Genomic DNA, 23,076 nt, shown 5'->3' with positions numbered 1-23,076 from the left:
TAGGAGCTGGCTTGCCTGCGATGGCGGCGGATCAGCTGAAACACCTGCCTCTGACCCACCGCCATCGCAGGCAAGCCAGCTCCCACCCTTGATTTTCGGTGATTCCTAGGCAAAAAAAACGCCCCGAACCAGTCGGGGCGTGATTGTTGCGCGGCACTGCGGTTAGGTCTTCCGTGGGGCCGCAGTGGCCGTGTACGCGGTACTTAGTGGAACTGCTCTTCTTCGGTCGAACCGGTCAGCGCGGTCACGGACGAGGTGCCGCCCTGGATCACGGTGGTCATGTCGTCGAAGTAGCCGGTGCCCACTTCCTGCTGGTGCGCCACGAAGGTGTAGCCTTTGGCGGCGTCTGCGAATTCCTGCTCCTGCAGCTTCACGTAGGCGGTCATGTCGTTGCGGGCGTAGTCGTGCGCCAGGTTGAACATGCTGTGCCACATGTTGTGGATACCGGCCAGGGTGATGAACTGGTGCTTGTAGCCCATGGCCGACAGCTCACGCTGGAACTTGGCGATGGTCGCGTCGTCCAGGTTCTTCTTCCAGTTGAAGGAAGGCGAGCAGTTGTAGGACAGCAGTTGGTCCGGGTACTCCTTCTTGATCGCTTCGGCAAAGCGGCGTGCTTCGTCCAGGTCTGGCTTGGCGGTTTCGCACCAGATCAGATCGGCGTACGGCGCGTAGGCCAGGCCACGGGCGATTGCCTGGTCGAGGCCGGCGCGCACTTTATAGAAGCCTTCCTGGGTGCGCTCGCCGGTAACGAATGGTTGGTCGTACGGGTCGCAGTCCGAGGTCAGCAAGTCTGCCGCGTTGGCGTCGGTACGGGCCAGGATGATGGTCGGTGTACCGGCAACGTCAGCGGCCAGGCGAGCGGCGGTCAGCTTCTGTACAGCTTCCTGGGTCGGTACCAGTACCTTGCCACCCATGTGGCCGCATTTTTTCACCGAAGCCAGCTGGTCTTCGAAGTGCACACCGGCAGCGCCTGCCTCGATCATGCTCTTCATCAGCTCGTAGGCGTTGAGCACGCCACCGAAACCGGCTTCGGCGTCTGCCACGATTGGCGCGAAGTAGTCGATGTAGCCTTCATCGCCTGGGTTCTTGCCGGCTTTCCACTGGATCTGGTCGGCACGACGGAACGAGTTGTTGATGCGCTTGACCACGGTTGGTACCGAGTCCACCGGGTACAGCGATTGGTCGGGGTACATGGATTCAGCGGAGTTGTTGTCCGCTGCCACTTGCCAACCGGACAGGTAGATCGCCTGGATACCGGCTTTTACCTGCTGGACTGCCTGGCCGCCAGTGAGGGCGCCCATGCAGTTGACGAAATCTTTGTCGGGACGGAAAGAAGGCTTGGCACCCTGAGTGGCCAGGTTCCACAGCTTCTCGGCGCCGAGTTTTGCAAAGGTGTGCTCAGGTTGGACCGAGCCACGCAGGCGGACGACGTCAGCAGCGGAATAAGCGCGGGTTACGCCTTTCCAGCGTGGGTTTTCAGCCCAGTCTTTTTCAAGGGCTGCAATTTGCTGTTCGCGTGTCAGTGCCATGGGGAAAAACCTCGTCGCGTCTTGTTTGAAGTATCCGTTTGCCAGCCCGGCATTCGTTGCCTGGGTAGGATTGCTCGCTGACCAGAAGCTTTGGGGTTCAAGTCAAATCTGACGGAGGTAGGCGACGGGATGAACGATGGGGCTCAAGGGGGAGTTGAGCAGGTAAGGGCAAACTGCGAACGGTCTTCGGGCGTCGTGGGCCTTTGTACGATCCATCAGTGTGTAGCCGGGTTACCTGGTTAGCTTCCGTCCCTCGGGACAACTTCGTTCCAGTCGCAACCAACGTCAAACACACCTTGTGGGCGGTACAGACACGAATCGGCTCAGGTGGGTAGCTTAGAGCGGCGATCCGAAGGCCCTTGCCAGGGCCCCTGATTAGCGGGAGCGAGGCCATCATGCCCATGCTTTTTTGGCTCGTCAAATGTTTTGTAGTGCTTTTTTTATGGCACTACATCTTTAGTCTAATGCGACTTGCCAGTCAGTTTTCGGTGCTTCAGTTCAGGGTGTCGACCTTGACCCGTAAAGTCAGGTCATCGCGGCCCTGAGTAGAGTAGCTGCGGGTTGTAGAGGATTTGTCCGCCTGGGTTTCACGATTGATGCCGGCCAGGGGAATCCATTCGCCCAGGCGGCCGCTGACAGTTGTGTCGGTGCTTTGCACGTTCACTACATCGGGACGTTCCTGGCTCATGCGGTCACGGTTGGTACTGATGGCCAGGTGTACGGTCTCGCCGGTGACGCTGGCGGTCACGTAAAAGCCCTGGGTGACGTTGCGATACTGGGTCTGGTTTTGCAGACGGCCGTAGCTGTCCTGTTGCGTGGTGGTCAGCGGTACGCTCTGGCCGACCTGGATCAGCGCAGGCACGCCTTCGCTGGCCTGGATCTGCTGCACGCCACCGTCGCGGCTGGCAGTGCCGTAGCTGATGATGCGGGTCTGGCTGTCACCGCTGTTCTGCTGGTTGTTCTCGTTGGTATCGACGGTGATCAGCAGGCGTTTGGCCGGTGTATCCAATTGGCCGAGCAGTGCGCGCAAGCCCTCGATCCTGGCGGGCTCAGCGTTAACGATAAGCTGGTTGCCGTAGGCGCTGACGGTGCCGTCCTTGCCAATGAAGTTCTGCGCCACGGGCAGCAGGTCGGCGCTGGTGCGGTTGTTCAGGTTGACGACTTCAGTGGCGGCCATGGCGCAAGCGCTGACGGTCATCACGAGGGCGGTGAGCAGGGTGCGTAGGGACATGTCCGTTATCTCTGCGAGTCATTTGCTTGATAGTGCCAGTTTGTCGGCCTGGCAGGGCGCAAGTTGAATCGTAGACGGCAAAATGCCCTGGCAGGCAGGGCATTCAGGATGTTGCTGAAATAGCTATCGCAGGCAAGCCAGCTCCCACACTTGGAATGCAGTCAAATGTGGGAGCTGGCTTGCCTGCGATAAAGGCGGCGCGGTCTCGAATTAGCCTCCGCGCACCATATCCACATGCGGAATCCCGACCTCAAGAAACTCATCGCTGACGATCTTGAAGCCCAGCCGCTCATAGAACGGCGCCGCATACACCTGCGCACTCAGGAATTGCCGGGTCTGGCCGCGTTTCACCGCCTCGCCGATCACCGCTTCCATCAGCTTGTCGCCGACTTTCAGCCCACGCCAGTCCTTGAGCACTGATACCCGACCGATCTCGCCGCTGGGCAGCAATCGAGCGGTGCCAATCGGGAAATCACCTTCGTATGCAAGAAAATGCATGGCGCCGGCATCGTCCGCGTCCCACTCCAATTCAGGCGGGACCGATTGTTCAGCGATGAATACCGCTTCACGAATGCGCCGAATCTCGTCGATATCCTTTCGCCAGTCCGCGACACTTACGTGAATTCTATTCATCCGCGAACCCCAGGCTGCCTTGCTTGACCAGTTCGCACAGCAGGTCGCGACCGTCTTCGTCGGCCAGCCACTCGCCCAGGTTTTCGCTGTGCAGTGCATCGGCCGAGCACACCAGCTTCAACAGTTCACGCAGTTTGCCCGGCAGGTAACGGCTCTGGCCACTGGCAAACAACAGTACATCGTCGTCGACTTCGGACCAGGCCAGGCGTGCGCTCGGGTTGCGTACCAGGATCGCGCCGTCTTGCAGGCTGTTGATGAAATCTTCTTCGCCCAACTCTTCGCCGGCCACCAGTTCCGGGTAGCGTGGCTCGGTCATGAACTGGCCGAACCAGGTCAGCAGCATGCGCTCATCGCTCATGTGCTCGGCGAGCAAGCCCTTGAGGCGGTCCAGTGCGTCGCCCTGGATCTGGTGCGGGTCGCTGACCGGCTGGGCGTCTGCGTCGGTGTAGCGCTCTTCGTCGGTCAGGTACTGGCTGAGGAAGTCGGTGAAGTGGGTCAGCACTTCAGCGGCGCTCGGTGCACGGAAACCCACGGAATAGGTCATGCAGTCGTCTTCAGCAATGCCGAAATGGGCCAGGCGCGGCGGCAGGTAGAGCATGTCGCCCGGTTCCAGCACCCATTCGGCGCTTTCTTCGAATTCGGCGAGGATGCGCAGGTCGGCGTGTTGCAGCAACGGGCTTTCGGAATTGCACATCTGGCCGATCTTCCAGTTGCGCTTGCCCTGGGCTTGCAGCAGGAACACATCGTAGTTATCGAAATGCGGACCGACGCTGCCACCCGGCGCGGCGAAGCTGATCATCACATCATCGATACGCCAGCTCGGCAGGAAGCGGAAGTGCTCCAGCAGCTCAGCCACCTCCGGCACGAACTGGTCGACTGCCTGCACCAGCAGGGTCCACTCGCGCTCGGGCAGGGTGCTGAAAGCGTCTTCGGCGAACGGGCCGCGACGCAGTTCCCACGGGCGCTCGCCGTGTTCGATCACCAGGCGCGACTCGACTTCTTCTTCCAGGGCCAGGCCTGCCAGTTCGTCGGCGTCGATCGGGCTTTCGAAGTCAGGGATGGCCTGGCGGATCAGCAGCGGTTTTTTCTGCCAGTAGTCGCGCAGGAATTCCCGTGCCGTGATGCCGCCCAGAAGTTGAAGAGGGATATCAGGATTCATGTGTAACCTATTGAAAAAAAGCACTTTTAAGACAGGAATAAAAACGCCCGGCGCGGCCGGGCGTCTCAAAGGAGCTTGCTTGGATCAGATGCGCTTGGCTTGCTCTACAGCGTTGCCGATGTAGTTGGCCGGGGTGAGCAGCTTCAGCTCGGCCTTGGCCGCGGCTGGCATGTCCAGGCCGTCGATGAAAGTTTGCAGTGCTTCGGGGCTGATGCCCTTGCCGCGCGTCAATTCTTTCAGCTTCTCGTAGGGGTTTTCGATGTTGTAGCGGCGCATCACGGTCTGGATCGGCTCGGCCAATACTTCCCAGCACGCGTCCAGGTCAGCGGCAATCTTCTGCTCGTTGAGCTCCAGCTTGCTGATGCCTTTGAGGCTGGCTTCGTACGCGATCACGCTGTGGGCAAAGCCCACGCCGAGGTTGCGCAGTACGGTGGAGTCGGTCAGGTCGCGCTGCCAGCGGGAGATCGGCAACTTGCTGGCCAGGTGCTGGAACAGGGCGTTGGCGATACCCAGGTTGCCTTCGGAGTTTTCGAAGTCGATCGGGTTGACCTTGTGCGGCATGGTCGAAGAACCGATTTCGCCGGCAATGGTGCGCTGCTTGAAGTAGCCCAGGGAGATGTAGCCCCAGATATCGCGATCAAAATCGATCAGGATGGTGTTGAAGCGTGCAATAGCGTCGAACAGTTCGGCGATGTAGTCGTGCGGTTCGATCTGCGTGGTGTAGGGGTTGAAGCCCAGGCCCAGCTCGTCTTCGATGAAGGCGCGGGCGTTGGCTTCCCAGTCGATCTCAGGGTAGGCCGACAGGTGGGCGTTGTAGTTGCCTACGGCGCCGTTGATCTTGCCCAGCAATGGCACGGCGGCGACTTGGGCGATCTGGCGCTCCAGGCGGTACACCACGTTGGCCAGTTCTTTGCCCAGGGTGGTTGGCGAGGCCGGCTGGCCGTGGGTGCGCGACAGCATCGGCACGGCAGCGAAACGGATCGCCAGCTCGCGGATGGCTTCGGCGGTCTGGCGCATCAGCGGCAGCATCACGTCATCACGGCCTTCGCGCAGCATCAGGGCGTGGGACAGGTTGTTGATGTCCTCGCTGGTGCAGGCAAAGTGGATGAACTCGCTGACCTGGGCCAGTTCCGGCAGTTGGGCCGCTTGCTCTTTGAGCAGGTATTCGATGGCTTTGACGTCGTGGTTGGTGGTGCGCTCGATCTCTTTGACACGCTCGGCGTGCTCCAGGGAGAAGTTTTCCGCCAGGGTGTTCAATACAGCGTTGGCTTCGGCGGAAAACGCCGGCACTTCGCTGATGGCGGGGTGAGCGGCCAGGCGCTGGAGCCAGCGCACTTCAACCAGGACACGGGCACGGATCAGGCCGTACTCGCTGAAAATAGGGCGCAGGGCCTGGGTTTTGCCGGCGTAGCGGCCGTCAACAGGGGAAACCGCAGTGAGCGAAGAGAGCTGCATGGGGTGTTCTCGGACAGTCGGGCAACGAAATGGGGCGCGTATCATACATGAAAAAATCCGCCGGTCCGTCGCCAACTGACCGGCGTATTACGCGTAATGGCTTGAAAACAGCCTGCTGGTGCGACTTATTCGTTGCGCATCAACGGGTAAAGCTCTTTGAGCAATTTGCGTCGGCTGATCACCAACTGCCAGCGATGACCGCCCAGTTGGCGCCACAAGCGTGCCGAACGAATACCGGCCAGGAGCAGGGCGCGGATTTTCGACGCGTTGTTGGGTTGCTGCAGGTTGCGCATGTCGCCGTGCACCTGGATGCGCTGGCGCAGGGTGCTCAAGGTGTCCTGGTACAGCGCACCACAGGCTGCGATCACGTTTTCGTGGGCCGGGCCGAAGTGTTCTACCTGGGACTGGATCTGCGGCAGGCGCTTGCCGATGGTGTCCAGCAGGTCGTCACGCTTGGCTAGTTGGCGCTCAAGGCCGAGCATCGACAGGGCATAGCGCAACGGTTCGCGCTGCAGAGTGCTGGGGTCGCGCTCCAGGGCGCCGATCAGGGCGCGATAGCCTTCACGCAGGGCCAGGTCGTCACCGCCATAAACCTCAAGGGTGTCCTTGGGATCGCGGATCAGCAGGCTGCCGAGCATGCAGGTCAGGCCGGCTTCAGTGATCTGGCCGGTCTTGGCGATCTTGTCCACCAGTACCGCAGCGAGAAAGACACCGCCAAGGGCCGTCAATTGCTCCTGGGTCGGGCTCATGCCGGGTTGCTCCAGGCTTGCGCGACTTCAATCACGCCGCCGCCCAGGCAGATTTCGCCGTCATAGAACACCACGGACTGGCCAGGGGTGACCGCGCGCTGCGGGTCATCGAAGGTGGCACGGTAGCCGGTGGCGGTCTTTTCCAGGGTGCAGGGCTGGTCGCTCTGGCGATAACGCACTTTGGCGGTCAGGCGGCGCGGGGTGCTCAAGTCGATAGGGTTGACCCAATAGATCTCGGAAGCGAGCAGGGCGCCGGAGAACAGCAGCGGGTGCTCGTTGCCTTGGCCGACCACCAGCACGTTGTTTTCCAGGTCTTTGACCAGCACGTACCACGGCTCTTCACCGGCGTCCTTCAAACCGCCAATACCCAGGCCCTGGCGCTGGCCGATGGTGTGGTACATCAGGCCGTGGTGGCGGCCGATCACTTCACCCTCGGTGGTCTTGATCTCGCCCGGTTGCGCCGGCAGGTATTGCTTGAGGAAATCACTGAAGCGCCGCTCGCCGATAAAGCAGATACCGGTGGAATCTTTCTTCTTGGCGGTGGCCAGGCCGTGTTTCTCGGCAATTTTGCGCACTTCGGGCTTTTCCAGCTCGCCGACCGGAAACAGGGTCTTGGCGATCTGCTCACCACCGACGGCGTGCAGGAAGTAGCTCTGGTCCTTGTTCGGGTCCAGGCCCTTGAGCAATTCGGTGCGGCCATCGATATCGCGACGGCGCACGTAGTGGCCGGTAGCTATCAGGTCGGCGCCGAGCATCATGGCGTAGTCGAGGAAGGCCTTGAACTTGATTTCGCGGTTACACAGGATGTCCGGGTTCGGCGTGCGGCCGGCCTTGTATTCGGCCAGGAAGTGCTCGAACACGTTGTCCCAGTACTCGGCGGCGAAGTTGGCGGTGTGCAGCTTGATGCCGATCTTGTCGCATACGGCCTGGGCGTCGGCGAGGTCGTCCATGGCGGTGCAGTATTCGGTTCCATCGTCTTCTTCCCAGTTCTTCATGAACAGGCCTTCCACCTCATAACCCTGCTCCATGAGCAGAACGGCGGAAACGGAAGAGTCCACGCCGCCGGACATGCCGACGATGACGCGCTTCTTTTGTGTGTCAGAAGGGGCTGAATCACGCATAGGGTTTCAACGGGTGTCTTGAAAAAGGACGCGATTCTAGCAGGCCTGGGCCCGCAAGGCTAAAGAGAAGGGCGGATCAATTCGAGACTGTGGCATTGGCCGGCCAGATAATCATCGATGCAGCGGATAATCAGCTCGCTGCGCCAGTCGTCGCGCACGGCCATCAGCTCGTCACGGGTCAGCCAGCGGGCGCGCAGGATGCCTTCGTCGAGTTGATGGTCCGGGTGGTGTCTCAGGGCCTTGGCGATAAAGCAGACCCGTTGATAGGTGACGCCATTGCTGGGTGCGGTGTACAGGTAGATGCCGACGATGCCGGTAGCTTCCACGTCCCAGCCGGTTTCTTCCAGCGTTTCGCGCACGGCAGCTTCGGTCAGGGTTTCGTTCGGGTCCAGATGGCCGGCGGGCTGGTTGAGCACGGCGCGGCCGCCCTTGAGTTCTTCGACCATCAGGAAGCGGCCGTTGTCTTCGACGATGGTGGCGACGGTGATGTGGGGGAGCCAGGTCATTGCGAACCTCGGTATCTGGAAGGTGGCATGCTCAATGTGGGAGCTGGCTTGCCTGCGATGGCGGTGGGTCAGCTACGCCTGTATGAACTGACAGACTGCAATCGCAGGCAAGCCAGCTCCCACATTGGATTGGGTTTCTTCAATGAAGTCCCTACAAGCAGAAACCCCGGCACTGGGCCGGGGCTTCTTTGCATCCTTACAACCTTACTTCAACTTGGCAATCGCCGCATTGAGGGTGTTGCTCGGGCGCATGGCCTTGCTGGTCAGCTCTGGGTTCGGCGCGTAGTAGCCGCCGATGTCCACTGGCTTGCCCTGTACGGCGTTGAGTTCGGCAACGATGGTTGCTTCGTTCTCGGCCAGGGTTTTGGCCAATTCGCCAAACTGCGCTTGCAGTGCAGTGTCTTCGGTCTGGGCCGCCAGGGCTTGTGCCCAGTACAGCGCCAGGTAGAAGTGGCTGCCGCGGTTGTCGATGTTGCCGACCTTGCGCGATGGCGACTTGTTGTTGTCCAGGAACTGGCCGGTGGCCTGGTCCAGGGTCTTGGACAGTACCAGGGCTTTGGGGTTGTTGTACGTCACACCCAAATGCTCGAGGGACGCGGCCAGGGCCAGGAACTCGCCCAGGGAATCCCAGCGCAGGAAGTTTTCTTCCAGCAGTTGCTGCACGTGCTTTGGAGCCGAACCGCCAGCACCGGTTTCGAACAGGCCACCGCCATTCATCAGCGGCACGATCGACAGCATCTTGGCGCTGGTGCCCAGTTCCATGATCGGGAATAGGTCGGTCAGGTAGTCGCGCAGTACGTTGCCGGTCACCGAGATGGTGTCCAGGCCCTTGCGGGTGCGCTCCAGGGTGAACTTCATCGCATCGACCGGGGCCATGATGCGGATGTCCAGGCCTTCGGTGTTGTGATCTTTCAGGTAGGTCTGAACTTTCTCGACCACCACGCCATCGTGCGCGCGCTTAGGGTCCAGCCAGAAAATGGCCGGGGTGTTGCTGGCGCGGGCACGGTTGACGGCGAGCTTGACCCAGTCCTGGATCGGCGCGTCTTTGGTCTGGCACATGCGGAAGATGTCGCCAGCTTCGACGTTCTGTTCCATCAGCAGGTTGCCCTGGCTGTCGGTGACGCGGACAACGCCGTCAGCCTTGATCTGGAAGGTCTTGTCGTGGGAGCCGTACTCTTCGGCTTTCTTCGCCATCAGGCCAACGTTTGGCACGCTGCCCATGGTGGTGGGGTCGAAGGCGCCATTGGCCTTGCAGTCTTCGATGACCGCCTGGTAGATGGTGGCGTAGCAGCGATCCGGGATCACAGCCTTGGTGTCGTGCAGTTGGCCGTCGGTGCCCCACATCTTGCCGGAGTCACGGATCATCGCTGGCATCGAGGCGTCGACGATGACGTCGCTCGGCACGTGCAGGTTGGTGATGCCTTTGTCGGAGTTGACCATCGCCAGGGCAGGGCGAACGGCGTAGACCGCCTGGATATCGGCTTCGATCTGCGCCTGCTGGTCGGCCGGCAGGGCTTTGATGCGGGCGTACAGGTCGCCGATGCCGTTGTTCAGGTTGAAGCCGATCTGTTCCAGCACGGTCGCGTGCTTGGCCAGGGCGTCTTTATAGAACTCGGCAACGATCTGGCCGAACATGATCGGGTCGGAGACCTTCATCATGGTGGCTTTCAAGTGAACCGACAGCAGCACGCCTTGCTTCTTGGCGTCTTCGATTTCAGCGGCGATGAAGCTGCGCAGGGCTTTCTTGCTCAGCACGGCGGTGTCGATGATTTCGCCGGCCTGAACGCTGGTCTTTTCCTTCAGGACGGTGGTGGTGCCGTCCTTCGCAACCAGCGCAATTTTGACCGCGTCAGCGGTTTCGATCTGCACGGCTTTTTCGCTGCCGTAGAAGTCGCCGTTGTTCATGTGGGCAATGTGCGACTTGGAGTCGGCAGCCCAGGCGCCCATCTTGTGCGGGTGCTTGCGTGCGTAGTTCTTGACCGACAGCGGTGCGCGACGGTCGGAGTTGCCTTCGCGCAGTACCGGGTTCACGGCGCTGCCCTTGACCTTGTCGTAACGTGCACGGGTTTCTTTTTCCGCGTCGGTGGTTACGGTTTCAGGGTAGTCCGGCAGGGCGTAGCCCTGGGCCTGCAGTTCCTTGATCGCGGCTTGCAGCTGCGGGGTCGAGGCGCTGATGTTGGGAAGCTTGATGATGTTGGCTTCAGGCGTAACGGCCAGGTCGCCCAGTTCGGCGAGGTGGTCCGGGATGGCCTTGGTGCCCAGTTGCTCGGGGAAGCTTGCGAGGATGCGCCCGGCGAGGGAAATGTCGCGGGTTTCCACGGCAATATCAGCGGAAGCGGTGAAGGCCTCTACGATAGGCAGCAGTGAATAGGTGGCGAGGGCTGGGGCTTCGTCGGTGAAGGTGTAGATGATCTTCGAGCGGGTGGGCATATTCGGATTAACTCTCTTCTTTGCTGAAAGCGTGCGCAGAAACTCGAGATGCGCCGGGTAGAGCGCGTTCGTTCAAAGTCATCCATGAGCGAAATGTCGAGGTTTCTTCGCGGTGATGTTGGTTTGCATCAGTCGAGCGTCAAGCGGGTGGGCTATGGTAATAGTCCGGCTTTCTGGCGAAAGGCTACGTTCTAGAGCGGTCCGCCGTCGTGACTCTTTGGTCAGCGGCGGCATTATACATAGGTCGCTATGCTTACGCTGAGCCTTCATACAAAAGGAGGCTCGTCCATTGGTCTAAAGGTCGCAGGTGCGTGAGGTGGTGAGATGTGCTCAAGATTGGCGCTTTTCCCTTTACTTTCAGGCTTGTAGGCCACCAAATATGCTGTTTTCGATGCAAATGAGCATGGCGTGAGGTTTCAGTCGCCATTTATCTGGAGTAGGCTCGAACGCAGCCAGATGTTCAATCCATAGATGGAGTTCAGCATGGGATACAAGAAGATTCAGGTTCCGGCAGTCGGCGACAAAATCACCGTCAATGCAGACCATTCTCTCAATGTTCCTGACCAACCGATCATCCCCTACATCGAAGGAGACGGTATTGGCGTCGACATCAGCCCGGTGATGATCAAGGTGGTCGATGCCGCTGTTGAAAAGGCTTACGGCGGCAAGCGCAAAATCTCCTGGATGGAGGTGTACGCTGGTGAAAAGGCCACTCAAGTCTACGACCAGGACACCTGGCTGCCCCAGGAAACCCTGGATGCGGTCAAGGATTACGTGGTGTCCATCAAGGGCCCGCTGACAACGCCAGTCGGTGGCGGTATCCGTTCGCTGAACGTGGCCCTGCGCCAGCAGCTCGACCTGTATGTGTGCCTGCGCCCGGTGCGCTGGTTCGAAGGCGTGCCCAGCCCGGTGAAAAAACCGGGCGACGTGGACATGACCATTTTCCGTGAGAACTCCGAGGATATTTACGCGGGCATCGAGTGGAAGGCCGGTTCGCCGGAAGCGATCAAGGTGATCAAGTTCCTCAAGGAAGAAATGGGCGTTACCAAGATCCGTTTCGACCAGGATTGCGGGATTGGCGTCAAGCCGGTCTCCAAAGAGGGTACCAAGCGCCTGGCGCGCAAGGCCCTGCAATATGTGGTGGATAACGATCGCGACTCGCTGACCATCGTGCACAAAGGCAACATCATGAAGTTCACCGAGGGTGCCTTCAAGGAGTGGGCCTATGAGGTGGCGGCTGAAGAGTTCGGTGCGACCTTGCTCGATGGCGGGCCGTGGATGCAGTTCAAGAACCCCAAGACCGGCAAAAATGTGGTGGTCAAAGATGCTATTGCCGACGCCATGCTCCAGCAGATCCTGCTGCGCCCGGCCGAATATGACGTGATCGCCACGCTCAACCTCAATGGTGATTACCTGTCCGACGCCCTGGCGGCGGAAGTGGGCGGTATTGGTATTGCGCCGGGGGCCAACTTGTCTGACACCGTGGCAATGTTTGAAGCCACCCACGGTACTGCGCCTAAATATGCGGGCAAGGATCAGGTCAACCCTGGTTCATTGATCCTGTCGGCGGAAATGATGCTGCGGCATATGGGCTGGGTCGAGGCGGCGGATCTGATCATCAAGGGCACCAACGGCGCGATTTCGGCCAAGACCGTGACTTATGACTTCGAGCGTCTGATGGATGGCGCTACGTTGGTGTCGTCGTCGGGGTTTGGTGATGCGTTGATCAAGCATATGTAAACAGGCAGAGAAAACCGGCCGCCCTGATGAGTCGGGGCGGCCGGTTTACTTTGAGTGCTTGATTTCAGTGGCTGGTCAGGCCCGTTGCTTCTCTGATTTTTCTACCTTTGTTTCTTTCACGCCTGCAGTGGCAGGCGCATCAACAATATTTACGGCATGCATGCCTTTTGGCCCTTGAATGATTTCAAAGTTGACACGCTGACCCGCTTTCAGCGTTTTGTAACCTTCCATCTGGATCGCTGAGAAATGCGCAAAAAGGTCCTCGGTCTTGCCGTCTTCAATGACGAAGCCGTAACCCTTGACATTGTTGAACCACTTGACCTCACCACTAGCCATTCCCTTATCCCTCTGCACCAGACTCCATCACTGGAGTATCATCCTGTCTATCCGTCCTAACCCGAATAAATAAGGTTGACTGCGCGGACCTTTTTTACCCACTGTGGGCTCTATTCGTTGTAACACCGTTTCGCCGATAGTCAAGGTGACCAAAGGGTCAGAGTTGAAATTCTGACAGGCCGCCCCCACCACTGTAATTGAACCACTGACGAACCTTTCTTTCCCATGCATGCAAACAGCCAGATTCGACTAACATTCAATCAGGATCGCCCGGATCAGGAACATGACGACGACGGTTCTGCAGGCATTGCTGTTCAGGAGGCCAAGCCTGCTTTACAGGCGCCGCCGATGTACAAGGTGGTTTTGTTTAATGATGACTACACACCGATGGATTTCGTCGTCGAAGTGCTCGAGGTGTTTTTCAACCTGAACCGCGAGTTGGCGACCAAGGTAATGCTGGCCGTTCACACAGAAGGACGGGCAGTATGTGGAGTGTTTACCCGCGACATCGCCGAGACAAAGGCCATGCAGGTCAACCAGTACGCCAGGGAAAGCCAGCATCCGCTACTCTGTGAAATCGAGAAGGACGGTTAACGCCGACCACTTGGGTATGAGGTGAAGCTATGTTAAACCGCGAGCTCGAAGTCACCCTCAATCTTGCCTTCAAAGAGGCTCGTTCGAAGCGTCATGAATTCATGACCGTCGAACACCTTTTGCTGGCACTTTTGGATAACGAAGCTGCCGCCACCGTTCTACGTGCGTGCGGCGCCAACCTCGACAAGCTCAAGCATGACCTGCAGGAGTTTATCGACTCCACCACGCCACTGATCCCCGTGCATGACGAGGACCGCGAAACCCAGCCAACCCTGGGGTTCCAGCGGGTATTGCAGCGTGCTGTGTTCCACGTACAGAGCTCCGGTAAGCGTGAAGTCACGGGCGCGAATGTGCTGGTGGCAATTTTCAGCGAACAGGAAAGCCAGGCCGTGTTCCTGCTCAAGCAGCAGAGCGTTGCCCGTATTGATGTAGTCAATTACATCGCCCACGGTATCTCCAAGGTGCCTGGGCACGGCGATCATTCCGAGGGCGAGCAGGATATGCAGGACGAGGAGGGCGGTGAGTCTTCTTCTTCCAGCAACCCGCTGGATGCCTATGCCAGCAACCTCAATGAAATGGCGCGCCAGGGGCGGATCGATCCGCTGGTGGGGCGTGAGCACGAGGTAGAGCGTGTAGCGCAGATACTTGCGCGTCGTCGCAAGAACAACCCGTTGCTGGTGGGCGAGGCGGGCGTGGGTAAAACCGCGATTGCCGAAGGCCTGGCCAAGCGCATTGTCGACAACCAGGTGCCAGACCTGCTGGCCAGCAGTGTCGTCTATTCCCTTGACCTGGGCGCGTTGCTCGCCGGGACCAAGTACCGTGGCGATTTCGAGAAACGCTTCAAGGCGTTGCTCGGCGAGCTGAAAAAACGCCCGCAGGCCATCCTGTTCATCGACGAGATCCATACCATCATTGGCGCCGGTGCGGCTTCCGGTGGGGTGATGGACGCTTCCAACCTGCTCAAGCCGCTGCTGTCCTCCGGTGATATCCGCTGCATTGGTTCGACCACGTTCCAGGAATTTCGCGGCATCTTCGAAAAAGACCGTGCCCTGGCGCGTCGCTTCCAGAAAGTCGACGTGTCCGAGCCGTCGGTTGAAGATACCATCGGCATCCTGCGTGGGCTCAAGGGGCGTTTTGAAGCGCACCATGGCATCGAGTACACCGATGAGGCCTTGCGTGCGGCGGCTGAGCTGGCGTCGCGCTACATCAATGACCGGCATATGCCTGACAAGGCCATCGATGTGATCGACGAAGCGGGTGCCTACCAGCGCCTGCAACCGGTCGAGAAGCGCGTGAAGCGCATCGACGTGCCTCAGGTCGAGGACATCGTGGCCAAGATCGCGCGGATTCCGCCAAAACACGTCACCAGTTCCGACAAGGAGCTGCTGCGTAACCTGGAGCGCGACCTCAAGCTCACTGTGTTTGGCCAGGATGCGGCCATCGACTCGCTGTCCACGGCGATCAAGTTGTCCCGTGCGGGCCTCAAGTCGCCGGACAAGCCAGTCGGTTCGTTCCTGTTCGCAGGCCCGACCGGTGTCGGCAAGACCGAGGCGGCTCGCCAGTTGGCCAAGGCCATGGGCATCGAGCTGGTCCGTTTCGACATGTCCGAGTACATGGAGCGCCACACTGTGTCGCGCTTGATCGGTGCGCCTCCGGGCTATGTCGGCTTCGACCAGGGCGGCCTGTTGACCGAGGCGATCACCAAGCAGCCACATTGCGTATTGCTGCTCGATGAAATCGAAAAGGCTCACCCGGAAGTCTTCAACCTGTTGTTGCAGGTCATGGACCACGGGACCCTGACCGATAACAACGGGCGCAAGGCGGACTTCCGCAATGTGATCGTGATCATGACCACCAACGCCGGTGCCGAAACCGCGGCGCGGGCTTCGATCGGCTTTACGCATCAGGATCACTCCTCCGATGCCATGGAAGTGATCAAGAAGAGCTTCACGCCGGAGTTCCGCAACCGCCTGGACACCATTATCCAGTTTGGTCGCCTCAGCCATGAGGTCATCAAAAGCGTGGTGGACAAGTTCCTCACCGAGCTTCAAGCGCAGTTGGAAGACAAGCGCGTGCAGCTGGATGTGACGGAAGCGGCCCGCAGTTGGATCGCAGAGGGCGGCTACGATGCGGCAATGGGCGCACGCCCGATGGCGCGTCTGATCCAGGACAAGATCAAGCGGCCACTGGCCGAAGAGATCCTGTTCGGCGAACTCTCCGACCATGGTGGCGTGGTGCACATCGACCTGAAGGACGGCGAGCTGACCTTCGAGTTCGAGACCACGGCGGAAATGGCCTGATCGTTAGCTGCAACATTGCAAAAGGCGCCGAAAGGCGCCTTTTTGCTGCCTGAAATACGATTTACGAGACTGTGACCATCAACTGTGGGAGCTGGGTTGCCTGCGATGGCGGTCCTTCAGTCGCACATCGTTAACTGGCCCACCGCTATCGCAGGCAAGCCAGCTCCCACAGGGTCGAGTGGCGACTGTTAAATCCTGCGCACACAAAAACGCCCGGCATAACCGGGCGTTTTGTATTGACTTGCTTAGCGAGCGCGGTAAGTGATGCGCCCTTTGCTCAAGTCATAGGGCGTCAGCTCGACGCGCACTTTGTCACCGGTAAGAATACGAATGTAGTTCTTGCGCATCTTGCCGGAGATATGCGCGGTTACGACGTGCCCATTTTCCAACTCCACACGAAACATGGTGTTGGGCAGGGTGTCGACGACAGTGCCTTCCATTTCGAAGCTGTCTTCTTTCGACATGCAGTAAAGCCCTCGGTATCCAGTGAATGGCCCGGTGCAACTGCGCCAGGCAAAAGCGGCGTGCATTGTGCCCGAAAAAGGGTGTTCAAGCCAAGGGGTTCTAGTTAAGCGTGACCCATCTTTGATTAATCAGCAGCTCAATGGGCCGATATTGGGTCTTGTAGTTCATCTTTTTGCAGTTCTTGATCCAGTATCCGAGGTACACCGCTTCCAGTTCCAGGCGCAGCGCTTCGCCTATCTGCCACAGGATGGCGAAGCGCCCGAGGCTGCGGCGTTCTTCGGTCGGTTCATAGAAGGTGTACACCGCCGAGAGGCCGTTGGGCAGTAGGTCGGTGACCGCCACGGCCAACAGGCGGCCGTCGAGGCGGAATTCGTAGAACCGCGAAAAGGGCAGGTCACGCACCAGGAATGTGGAAAACTGGTCGCGGCTGGGCGGATACATATCGCCGTCGGCATGACGCTGCTCGATATAGCGTTGGTAGAGATCGAAATATTCTTCGCTGTATTGGGGTTTGGTGGCGTGTACGGTCAGGTCGGCGTTGCGCTTGAGAATGCGTTTCTGGTTACGGTCGGGCGAAAACTGCGCAACCGGGATGCGTGCGGGCACGCAGGCATTACAGTTCTGGCAATGGGGGCGATACAGGTGATCGCCGCTGCGCCGGAAGCCCATCTCGGACAGGTCGGCATACACATGCACGTCCATGGGCTGGCTGGGATCGAGGAACAGCGTGGTGGCCTGCTCGTCGGGCAGATAGCTGCATGAGTGGGCTTGAGTGGCATAGAACTTCAAGCGCGCCAGCTCGGTCATGATCAACCCTCGGGATAAGCTTTGAAATAAGTGTAAGCCACGTGCGCGAAAGTCGCCTAGGAAACCCACGGCCCGGCGTTGGGTTGGTCCAGATGTTTATCCAGGAAGTCAGCGAAGACGCTGCGCGGTATGCCGCGGGCACCCAGGCTGTGCAGGTGATCATTGGGCATCTGGCAATCGATCAGCACAAATCCCCAGGCTTGCAGTTGCCGGGTCAATGTGGCGAAGCCGAATTTGGAGGCGTTGTCGGCGCGGCTGAACATGGACTCGCCAAAAAACAACTGGCCCATCGCCAGGCCATACAGGCCACCTACCAGTTCGCCCTGGTCCCAGACCTCGACGGAATGCGCGTAGCCACGCTGGTGCAGCTCCAGATAGGCCTGCTCGATGCTTTCGGTGATCCAGGTGCCATCGGCATAGGCACGGGGCGCGGCGCAGGCGTGTATGACGGCGGCGAAATCCTGGTCGAAGGTCACGGTATAGCGCTGCTGGCGCAATAATTTGCCCAGGCTGCGGGAAACATGCAGCTCGTCGGGGAATATCACTGTGCGAGGGTCGGGTGACCACCAGAGGATAGGCTGGCCTTCGGAGAACCAGGGAAAACAGCCATGACGGTAGGCCTGGATCAGTCGTTCGGCCGACAGGTCGCCACCGGCGGCGAGCAGGCCGTTGGGTTCGCGCATGGCCTTGGCCAAAGGTGGGAACGTCAGGGTGTCGCGTTGTAACCAGGTCAGCATGGCATCCAGGCTTACGGAAGGGGAGGGGAGTGGCAGGTCATGCACCTGCACCGCAAGTGTTGATTATTGACGACCCGGCGCCACGGGGCCAGCCCGAATAGGCTATTAACGAGGATTAGCATGAGCGGGTGTTTCTGCAACTCTGCACACAGGGTGTGGTCGTAATCGGGTCTGGCGCATGCCGGCCATTTGCCAAGCTTGCCTGGATTGCTAAATACAGCTCATAAGCCTTTGTCAGCAAAGGCAATGCATGCTCAAATTGTCCGTGCAGTCAGGTGAAGGGCAAGTGCGTGGCATCGCGCACGCAAACCCGTACAATGCGGCCATTGTGGCGTTATCGCCATTTCACCTATCCGTCACCGGATGTTAAAAGTAGATTCAGCAACATTCGTTCATTTTTCAGCTGCTCCGGATAGAGCAGTCGTGTAGTCATTTAACAGATGGACGCGCTAAAGGCGCAGGAATAGACCCGTTTTGAAGAAATCCGCCGCAGCACCTAAAGCAGCAGTCGTACCGGCCTGGCGCCAGCACCTGCATTACCGACTCAAGGAAGGCGCACTGATTGCCATCGGTGCGCTGTGTCTGTTCCTGATGATGGCCTTGCTCACCTATGGCAAGGACGATCCGGGCTGGAGTCATAACAGCAAGATCGATGACGTGCAGAATTTCGGCGGCCCTGTAGGTTCTTACAGCGCCGATATCCTCTTCATGATCCTGGGTTACTTCGCCTACATTTTCCCGCTGTTGCTGGCGATCAAGACCTGGCAGATCTTCCGCCAGCGTCACGAACCGTGGCAGTGGAGCGGCTGGCTGTTCTCCTGGCGCCTGATCGGCCTGGTGTTCCTGGTGCTGTCGGGCGCTGCGCTGGCGCATATCCACTTCCATGCACCGACCGGCTTGCCGGCGGGCGCGGGCGGGGCTCTGGGCGAAAGCCTCGGCGACCTGGCACGCCGTACCCTGAATATCCAGGGCAGCACCCTGATGTTCATCGCGCTGTTCCTGTTCGGCCTCACGGTATTCACCGACCTGTCATGGTTCAAGGTGATGGACGTGACCGGCAAAATTACCCTCGACCTGTTCGAATTGTTCCAGGGCGCCGCCAACCGCTGGTGGGCCGCCCGTGTCGAGCGCAAGCAAATGGTGGCGCAGCTGCGTGAGGTTGACACCCGTGTCAACGAGGTGGTGGCTCCAAGCACGCCGGATCGACGCGAGCAAGCCAAGGTCAAGGAGCGCTTGATCGAGCGCGAGCAGGCCCTGAGCAAGCACATGTCGGACCGTGAAAAGCAGGTGCCGCCCGTGATCGCCCCGGCACCGCCCAAGGCGCCGGAGCCCAGCCATCGCGTGCAAAAAGAGAAGCAGGCACCGTTGTTTATCGACAGCGCTGTCGAAGGCACCTTGCCGCCGATCTCGATTCTGGACCCGGCCGAAAAGAAACAACTCAACTATTCCCCCGAATCCCTGGCGGCCGTCGGCCACCTGCTGGAAATCAAGCTCAAGGAATTCGGCGTCGAAGTGTCGGTGGACTCGATCCATCCGGGCCCGGTGATCACCCGTTACGAAATCCAACCGGCCGCCGGGGTAAAAGTCAGCCGTATTTCCAACCTGGCCAAAGATTTGGCACGTTCCCTGGCCGTCACCAGCGTGCGCGTGGTGGAAGTGATCCCGGGCAAGACCACCGTGGGTATCGAGATCCCCAACGAAGACCGGCAGATCGTGCGCTTCTCCGAAGTGCTGTCGACCCCGGAATACGACAACTTCAAATCGCCGGTCACCCTGGCGCTCGGCCATGACATCGGCGGCAAGCCGGTGATTACCGACCTGGCGAAAATGCCGCACCTGCTGGTAGCCGGTACCACCGGTTCCGGTAAGTCGGTAGGTGTGAACGCCATGATCCTGTCGATCCTGTTCAAGTCCGGGCCGGATGACGCCAAGCTGATCATGATCGACCCGAAGATGCTGGAACTGTCGATCTACGAAGGCATCCCGCACCTGCTGTGCCCGGTGGTTACCGACATGAAGGACGCCGCCAACGCCCTGCGTTGGAGCGTTGCCGAGATGGAGCGCCGCTACAAGCTGATGGCGAAGATGGGCGTGCGTAACCTGTCGGGCTTCAATGCCAAGGTCAAGGAAGCCCAGGACGCCGGCACACCGCTGACCGACCCGCTGTACAAGCGCGAAAGCATTCACGATGAAGCACCGCTGCTGACCAAGCTGCCGACCATCGTGGTGGTGGTCGATGAATTTGCCGACATGATGATGATCGTCGGCAAGAAGGTTGAAGAGCTGATCGCCCGTATCGCCCAGAAGGCGCGGGCGGCGGGCATCCACTTGATTCTCGCGACCCAGCGGCCGTCGGTGGACGTGATCACCGGCCTGATCAAGGCCAACATTCCGACGCGCATGGCGTTCCAGGTCTCCAGCAAGATCGACTCGCGTACCATCATCGACCAGGGTGGCGCCGAGCAACTGCTGGGCCACGGTGACATGCTGTACATGCCGCCCGGGACCAGCCTGCCGATTCGCGTTCACGGCGCCTTTGTTTCCGATGACGAAGTCCACCGTGTGGTCGAAGCCTGGAAACTGCGCGGCGCGCCGGAATACAACGACGACATTCTCGCTGGCGTGGAAGAGGCCGGCAGCGGCTTCGACGGTGGCAGCAGCGGTGGCGACGATGATGCTGAAACCGACGCGCTCTACGACGAGGCCGTGGCCTTCGTACTGGAAAGCCGCCGTGCCTCGATTTCGGCGGTGCAGCGCAAGCTTAAAATCGGCTACAACCGCGCCGCCCGCATGATCGAAGCCATGGAAATGGCCGGCGTCGTGACCGCAATGAACACCAATGGCTCGCGTGAAGTCATCGCCCCTGGGCAGATGCGCGACTGATTCCGCGCCGCGTGGCAACACGCGGCGTGCCCTGACTACTCAATGAGGACTCCCATGCGCTTTATCCGCATGCTGTTGTTGCCGGCCCTGGCCTTGACCGCTGTTTCGGCTCACGCTGACCCGGCTTCCGTCGCCAGCCTGAAGAACCTGTTGGACAAATCCCAGACCCTCACCGCGCGCTTCTCCCAGCTCACCCTGGATGCCGGCGGCACCCAGTTGCAGGAAACAGCCGGTGAAATGGCCGTGCAGCGCCCAGGGCTGTTCTACTGGCATACCGAAGGCAAGGCGGAGCAGACCATCGTTTCCGACGGCCAGAAAGTCACGCTGTGGGACCCGGACCTGGAACAAGCCACCATCAAGAAGCTCGATCCACGCCTGAACCAGACCCCGGCACTGCTGCTGTCGGGTGATGTGTCGAAAATCAGCGACAGCTTCGACATCACCTCCAAGCAGACCAGCAACGTCATCGAATTCACCCTCAAGCCAAAATCCAAGGACACGCTGTTTGACACGCTGTCCTTGTCGTTCGGCAACGGCGTGATCAACAACATGCGCCTGGTCGACAGCGTCGGCCAGCGCACCGATATCCTGTTCTCCGGAGTCAAGGCCAACCAGCCGGTGCCCGCGTCCAAGTTCAAGTTCGACATCCCCAAGGGTGCCGACGTGATCCAGGAATAATCTAGAGGTTTCAAACGCTGCCCATGGATCTGTTTCGAAGTGACCCGATTGCCCAGCCACTGGCCGCGCGCTTGCGTTCGACCAACCTGGATGAGTACGTCGGTCAGGAACACCTGCTCGCTCGCGGCAAACCCTTGCGCGAAGCCTTGGAGCAGGGTGCGCTGCATTCGATGATTTTCTGGGGGCCGCCGGGCGTGGGCAAGACCACCCTGGCGCGGCTGCTGGCGAAAGTCTCGGACGCGCACTTTGAAACGGTCTCGGCGGTGCTCGCCGGGGTGAAGGAGATCCGCCAGGCGGTGGAAGTGGCCAAGCAGCAGGCCGGGCAATACGGCAAGCGCACTATCCTGTTCGTCGACGAAGTGCATCGCTTCAACAAGTCGCAGCAGGATGCGTTCCTGCCTTATGTCGAGGACGGTACGCTGATCTTTATCGGCGCCACCACCGAAAACCCTTCCTTTGAATTGAACAACGCCTTGTTGTCACGGGCGCGGGTCTATGTGCTCAAGAGCCTGGATGAAGCGGCGATGCAAAAGCTGCTGCACCGTGCCTTGAGCGAAGACAAGGGCCTGGGCAAGCGCCAGCTGAGCCTCAGCGATGAAGGCTTCAAGATTTTGCTGACCGCCGCCGATGGTGACGGGCGTCGCTTTCTCAACCTGCTGGAGAACGCTTCCGACCTGGCCGAAGACGGCGGCGAGATTGGCGTTGATCTGTTGCAAAGCCTGCTGGGTGACACGCGCCGACGTTTCGACAAGGGCGGCGAAGCCTTCTACGACCAGATTTCCGCGCTGCACAAATCCGTACGCGGTTCCAACCCTGACGGCGCGCTGTATTGGTTTGCGCGCATGATCGATGGCGGTTGCGACCCGCTGTACCTGGCGCGCCGCGTAGTGCGCATGGCCAGCGAAGACATCGGCAACGCCGACCCGCGGGCCCTGAGCCTGTGCCTGGCCGCCTGGGAGGTGCAGGAGCGCCTCGGCAGCCCGGAAGGCGAGCTGGCGGTGGCCCAGGCCATCACCTACCTGGCCTGCGCGCCGAAAAGCAACGCGGTGTATATGGGCTTCAAGTCGGCCCTGCGTGCGGCCGCCGAGCACGGCTCCCTCGAAGTGCCGCTGCACCTGCGCAACGCACCGACCAAGCTGATGAAGCAACTGGGGTATGGCGACGAATACCGTTATGCCCACGATGAGCCGGACGCCTATGCGGCCGGCGAAGACTACTTCCCCGATGAGCTGGAGCCGCAGCCGTTCTACCAGCCCGTGCCCCGTGGCCTGGAGCTGAAGATCGGTGAGAAGCTCAATCACCTGGCCACCCTCGACCGTCTGAGCCCCCGGCAGCGGAGAAAATCATGATTCCTTTGGTGGTCGCCGTCTCGGTGGGGGGGATTGCCGGGACGCTGTTGCGCTTCGCCACCGGCAATTGGATCAACGCCAATTGGCCGAAACACTTCTATACGGCGACGCTCGCCGTTAATATCGTGGGCTGCCTGTTGATCGGCGTGTTATACGGCCTGTTTTTGTTACGCCCGGAAGTGCCTGTCGAGGTACGTGCCGGCCTGATGGTTGGCTTTCTTGGCGGCCTGACGACTTTTTCATCCTTTTCACTGGATACCGTGCGCCTGCTGGAAAGCGGGCAAGTGCCGCTGGCGATTGGCTATGCGGCCATCAGCGTATTCGGCGGGCTGCTCGCCACCTGGGCTGGCCTGTCCTTGACCAAACTTTGATAA

20 protein-coding genes are annotated in these 23,076 nt (G+C 59.8%); 7 read left to right on the top strand and 13 right to left on the bottom strand.

Features of this window, described 5'->3' with window-relative positions; genetic code table 11:
* Positions 1–203: 203 nt before the first annotated feature.
* The 9 genes from aceA to GH769_RS13480 all read right to left on the bottom strand — a co-directional run bounded on the left by aceA (position 204) and on the right by GH769_RS13480 (position 10,813).
* On the bottom strand, positions 204–1,529 hold the full coding sequence (gene aceA, locus GH769_RS13520; protein ID WP_153649782.1) for an isocitrate lyase: 1,326 nt from the start codon (positions 1,527–1,529) through the stop codon (positions 204–206).
* A 493-nt stretch (positions 1,530–2,022) separates the two neighbouring features.
* Complete coding sequence (locus GH769_RS13515; RefSeq protein WP_014718909.1) at positions 2,023–2,760, bottom strand: secretin N-terminal domain-containing protein; 738 nt, start codon at positions 2,758–2,760, stop codon at positions 2,023–2,025.
* A 210-nt stretch (positions 2,761–2,970) separates the two neighbouring features.
* Complete coding sequence (locus GH769_RS13510; RefSeq protein ID WP_032902842.1) at positions 2,971–3,393, bottom strand: GNAT family N-acetyltransferase; 423 nt, start codon at positions 3,391–3,393, stop codon at positions 2,971–2,973.
* A complete protein-coding gene (locus tag GH769_RS13505) occupies positions 3,386–4,552 on the bottom strand; it encodes a cupin domain-containing protein (protein WP_014718907.1) in 1,167 nt (388 codons plus the stop codon). The genes GH769_RS13510 and GH769_RS13505 overlap by 8 nt, the downstream gene beginning before the upstream one ends.
* Positions 4,553–4,636: 84 nt before the next feature.
* Positions 4,637–6,007, bottom strand: a complete 1,371-nt coding sequence (purB, locus tag GH769_RS13500; RefSeq protein WP_014718906.1) for an adenylosuccinate lyase — start codon at positions 6,005–6,007, stop codon at positions 4,637–4,639.
* Positions 6,008–6,132: 125 nt separating this feature from the next.
* Positions 6,133–6,756, bottom strand: a complete 624-nt coding sequence (gene hflD, locus GH769_RS13495) for a high frequency lysogenization protein HflD (protein WP_032902844.1) — start codon at positions 6,754–6,756, stop codon at positions 6,133–6,135.
* Complete coding sequence (gene mnmA / locus GH769_RS13490; RefSeq protein ID WP_014718905.1) at positions 6,753–7,877, bottom strand: tRNA 2-thiouridine(34) synthase MnmA; 1,125 nt, start codon at positions 7,875–7,877, stop codon at positions 6,753–6,755. The genes hflD and mnmA overlap by 4 nt, the downstream gene beginning before the upstream one ends.
* Positions 7,878–7,936: 59 nt before the next feature.
* Positions 7,937–8,383 (bottom strand): NUDIX hydrolase, encoded by a 447-nt coding sequence (locus GH769_RS13485; protein WP_032902845.1) that lies wholly within the window; start codon positions 8,381–8,383, stop codon positions 7,937–7,939.
* Between the two features lie 204 nt (positions 8,384–8,587).
* Complete coding sequence (locus GH769_RS13480) at positions 8,588–10,813, bottom strand: NADP-dependent isocitrate dehydrogenase (RefSeq protein ID WP_014718903.1); 2,226 nt, start codon at positions 10,811–10,813, stop codon at positions 8,588–8,590.
* 483 nt (positions 10,814–11,296) lie between these two features.
* Between GH769_RS13480 and icd the strand changes: the two genes are divergently transcribed.
* A complete protein-coding gene (gene icd, locus GH769_RS13475; protein WP_005789095.1) occupies positions 11,297–12,553 on the top strand; it encodes an NADP-dependent isocitrate dehydrogenase in 1,257 nt (418 codons plus the stop codon).
* Between the two features lie 75 nt (positions 12,554–12,628).
* On the opposite strand, the gene cspD is transcribed toward icd, so the two are convergent.
* The gene (gene cspD / locus GH769_RS13470; protein ID WP_032902846.1) at positions 12,629–12,889 is read right to left on the bottom strand and encodes a cold shock domain-containing protein CspD; all 261 of its coding nucleotides are present in this window, start codon (positions 12,887–12,889) and stop codon (positions 12,629–12,631) included.
* 225 nt (positions 12,890–13,114) lie between these two features.
* On the opposite strand from cspD, the gene clpS reads away from it, so the two are divergent.
* Positions 13,115–13,483 (top strand): ATP-dependent Clp protease adapter ClpS, encoded by a 369-nt coding sequence (gene clpS / locus GH769_RS13465; RefSeq protein WP_005789091.1) that lies wholly within the window; start codon positions 13,115–13,117, stop codon positions 13,481–13,483.
* A gap of 29 nt (positions 13,484–13,512) precedes the next feature.
* Complete coding sequence (gene clpA / locus GH769_RS13460) at positions 13,513–15,783, top strand: ATP-dependent Clp protease ATP-binding subunit ClpA (protein WP_003192090.1); 2,271 nt, start codon at positions 13,513–13,515, stop codon at positions 15,781–15,783.
* 245 nt (positions 15,784–16,028) lie between these two features.
* Here the strand turns inward: clpA and infA are convergent, their stop codons facing one another.
* The 3 genes from infA to aat form a co-directional block, all read right to left on the bottom strand.
* Positions 16,029–16,247: a translation initiation factor IF-1 gene (infA, locus tag GH769_RS13455; protein ID WP_002553999.1), complete on the bottom strand. Its 219-nt coding sequence runs from the start codon at positions 16,245–16,247 to the stop codon at positions 16,029–16,031.
* A gap of 100 nt (positions 16,248–16,347) precedes the next feature.
* Entirely contained in the window at positions 16,348–17,055 is a 708-nt protein-coding gene (locus tag GH769_RS13450; protein WP_003192088.1) for an arginyltransferase, read from the bottom strand.
* 56 nt (positions 17,056–17,111) lie between these two features.
* The gene (gene aat, locus GH769_RS13445; RefSeq protein ID WP_153649781.1) at positions 17,112–17,792 is read right to left on the bottom strand and encodes a leucyl/phenylalanyl-tRNA--protein transferase; all 681 of its coding nucleotides are present in this window, start codon (positions 17,790–17,792) and stop codon (positions 17,112–17,114) included.
* Between the two features lie 474 nt (positions 17,793–18,266).
* Here aat and ftsK point away from each other — a divergent pair, with 474 nt between their 5' ends.
* From ftsK to crcB, 4 genes are read left to right on the top strand one after another with little or no spacing between them, the layout of a single operon-like run.
* Positions 18,267–20,675, top strand: a complete 2,409-nt coding sequence (gene ftsK, locus GH769_RS13440; protein WP_003192084.1) for a DNA translocase FtsK — start codon at positions 18,267–18,269, stop codon at positions 20,673–20,675.
* A gap of 54 nt (positions 20,676–20,729) precedes the next feature.
* Positions 20,730–21,353, top strand: a complete 624-nt coding sequence (lolA, locus tag GH769_RS13435) for an outer membrane lipoprotein chaperone LolA (RefSeq protein WP_032902848.1) — start codon at positions 20,730–20,732, stop codon at positions 21,351–21,353.
* A gap of 23 nt (positions 21,354–21,376) precedes the next feature.
* Complete coding sequence (locus GH769_RS13430) at positions 21,377–22,702, top strand: replication-associated recombination protein A (RefSeq protein WP_014718899.1); 1,326 nt, start codon at positions 21,377–21,379, stop codon at positions 22,700–22,702.
* A complete protein-coding gene (crcB, locus tag GH769_RS13425; RefSeq protein WP_014718898.1) occupies positions 22,699–23,073 on the top strand; it encodes a fluoride efflux transporter CrcB in 375 nt (124 codons plus the stop codon). The genes GH769_RS13430 and crcB overlap by 4 nt, the downstream gene beginning before the upstream one ends.
* Positions 23,074–23,076 lie beyond the last annotated feature (3 nt).

Source organism: Pseudomonas sp. CFSAN084952 (assembly GCF_009648855.1).
GTDB classification, from domain to species: domain Bacteria; phylum Pseudomonadota; class Gammaproteobacteria; order Pseudomonadales; family Pseudomonadaceae; genus Aquipseudomonas; species Aquipseudomonas paracarnis.
This window is presented reverse-complemented; position numbering and strand designations above follow the sequence as displayed.

Coding starts and splice junctions, on each gene's coding strand:
- aceA (WP_153649782.1), bottom strand. CDS start 1,529: ATGGCACTGACACGCGAACAGCAAATTGCAGCCCTTGAAAAAGACTGG.
- GH769_RS13515 (WP_014718909.1), bottom strand. CDS start 2,760: ATGTCCCTACGCACCCTGCTCACCGCCCTCGTGATGACCGTCAGCGCT.
- GH769_RS13510 (WP_032902842.1), bottom strand. CDS start 3,393: ATGAATAGAATTCACGTAAGTGTCGCGGACTGGCGAAAGGATATCGAC.
- GH769_RS13505 (WP_014718907.1), bottom strand. CDS start 4,552: ATGAATCCTGATATCCCTCTTCAACTTCTGGGCGGCATCACGGCACGG.
- purB (WP_014718906.1), bottom strand. CDS start 6,007: ATGCAGCTCTCTTCGCTCACTGCGGTTTCCCCTGTTGACGGCCGCTAC.
- hflD (WP_032902844.1), bottom strand. CDS start 6,756: ATGAGCCCGACCCAGGAGCAATTGACGGCCCTTGGCGGTGTCTTTCTC.
- mnmA (WP_014718905.1), bottom strand. CDS start 7,877: ATGCGTGATTCAGCCCCTTCTGACACACAAAAGAAGCGCGTCATCGTC.
- GH769_RS13485 (WP_032902845.1), bottom strand. CDS start 8,383: ATGACCTGGCTCCCCCACATCACCGTCGCCACCATCGTCGAAGACAAC.
- GH769_RS13480 (WP_014718903.1), bottom strand. CDS start 10,813: ATGCCCACCCGCTCGAAGATCATCTACACCTTCACCGACGAAGCCCCA.
- icd (WP_005789095.1), top strand. CDS start 11,297: ATGGGATACAAGAAGATTCAGGTTCCGGCAGTCGGCGACAAAATCACC.
- cspD (WP_032902846.1), bottom strand. CDS start 12,889: ATGGCTAGTGGTGAGGTCAAGTGGTTCAACAATGTCAAGGGTTACGGC.
- clpS (WP_005789091.1), top strand. CDS start 13,115: ATGCATGCAAACAGCCAGATTCGACTAACATTCAATCAGGATCGCCCG.
- clpA (WP_003192090.1), top strand. CDS start 13,513: ATGTTAAACCGCGAGCTCGAAGTCACCCTCAATCTTGCCTTCAAAGAG.
- infA (WP_002553999.1), bottom strand. CDS start 16,247: ATGTCGAAAGAAGACAGCTTCGAAATGGAAGGCACTGTCGTCGACACC.
- GH769_RS13450 (WP_003192088.1), bottom strand. CDS start 17,055: ATGACCGAGCTGGCGCGCTTGAAGTTCTATGCCACTCAAGCCCACTCA.
- aat (WP_153649781.1), bottom strand. CDS start 17,792: ATGCTGACCTGGTTACAACGCGACACCCTGACGTTCCCACCTTTGGCC.
- lolA (WP_032902848.1), top strand. CDS start 20,730: ATGCGCTTTATCCGCATGCTGTTGTTGCCGGCCCTGGCCTTGACCGCT.
- GH769_RS13430 (WP_014718899.1), top strand. CDS start 21,377: ATGGATCTGTTTCGAAGTGACCCGATTGCCCAGCCACTGGCCGCGCGC.
- crcB (WP_014718898.1), top strand. CDS start 22,699: ATGATTCCTTTGGTGGTCGCCGTCTCGGTGGGGGGGATTGCCGGGACG.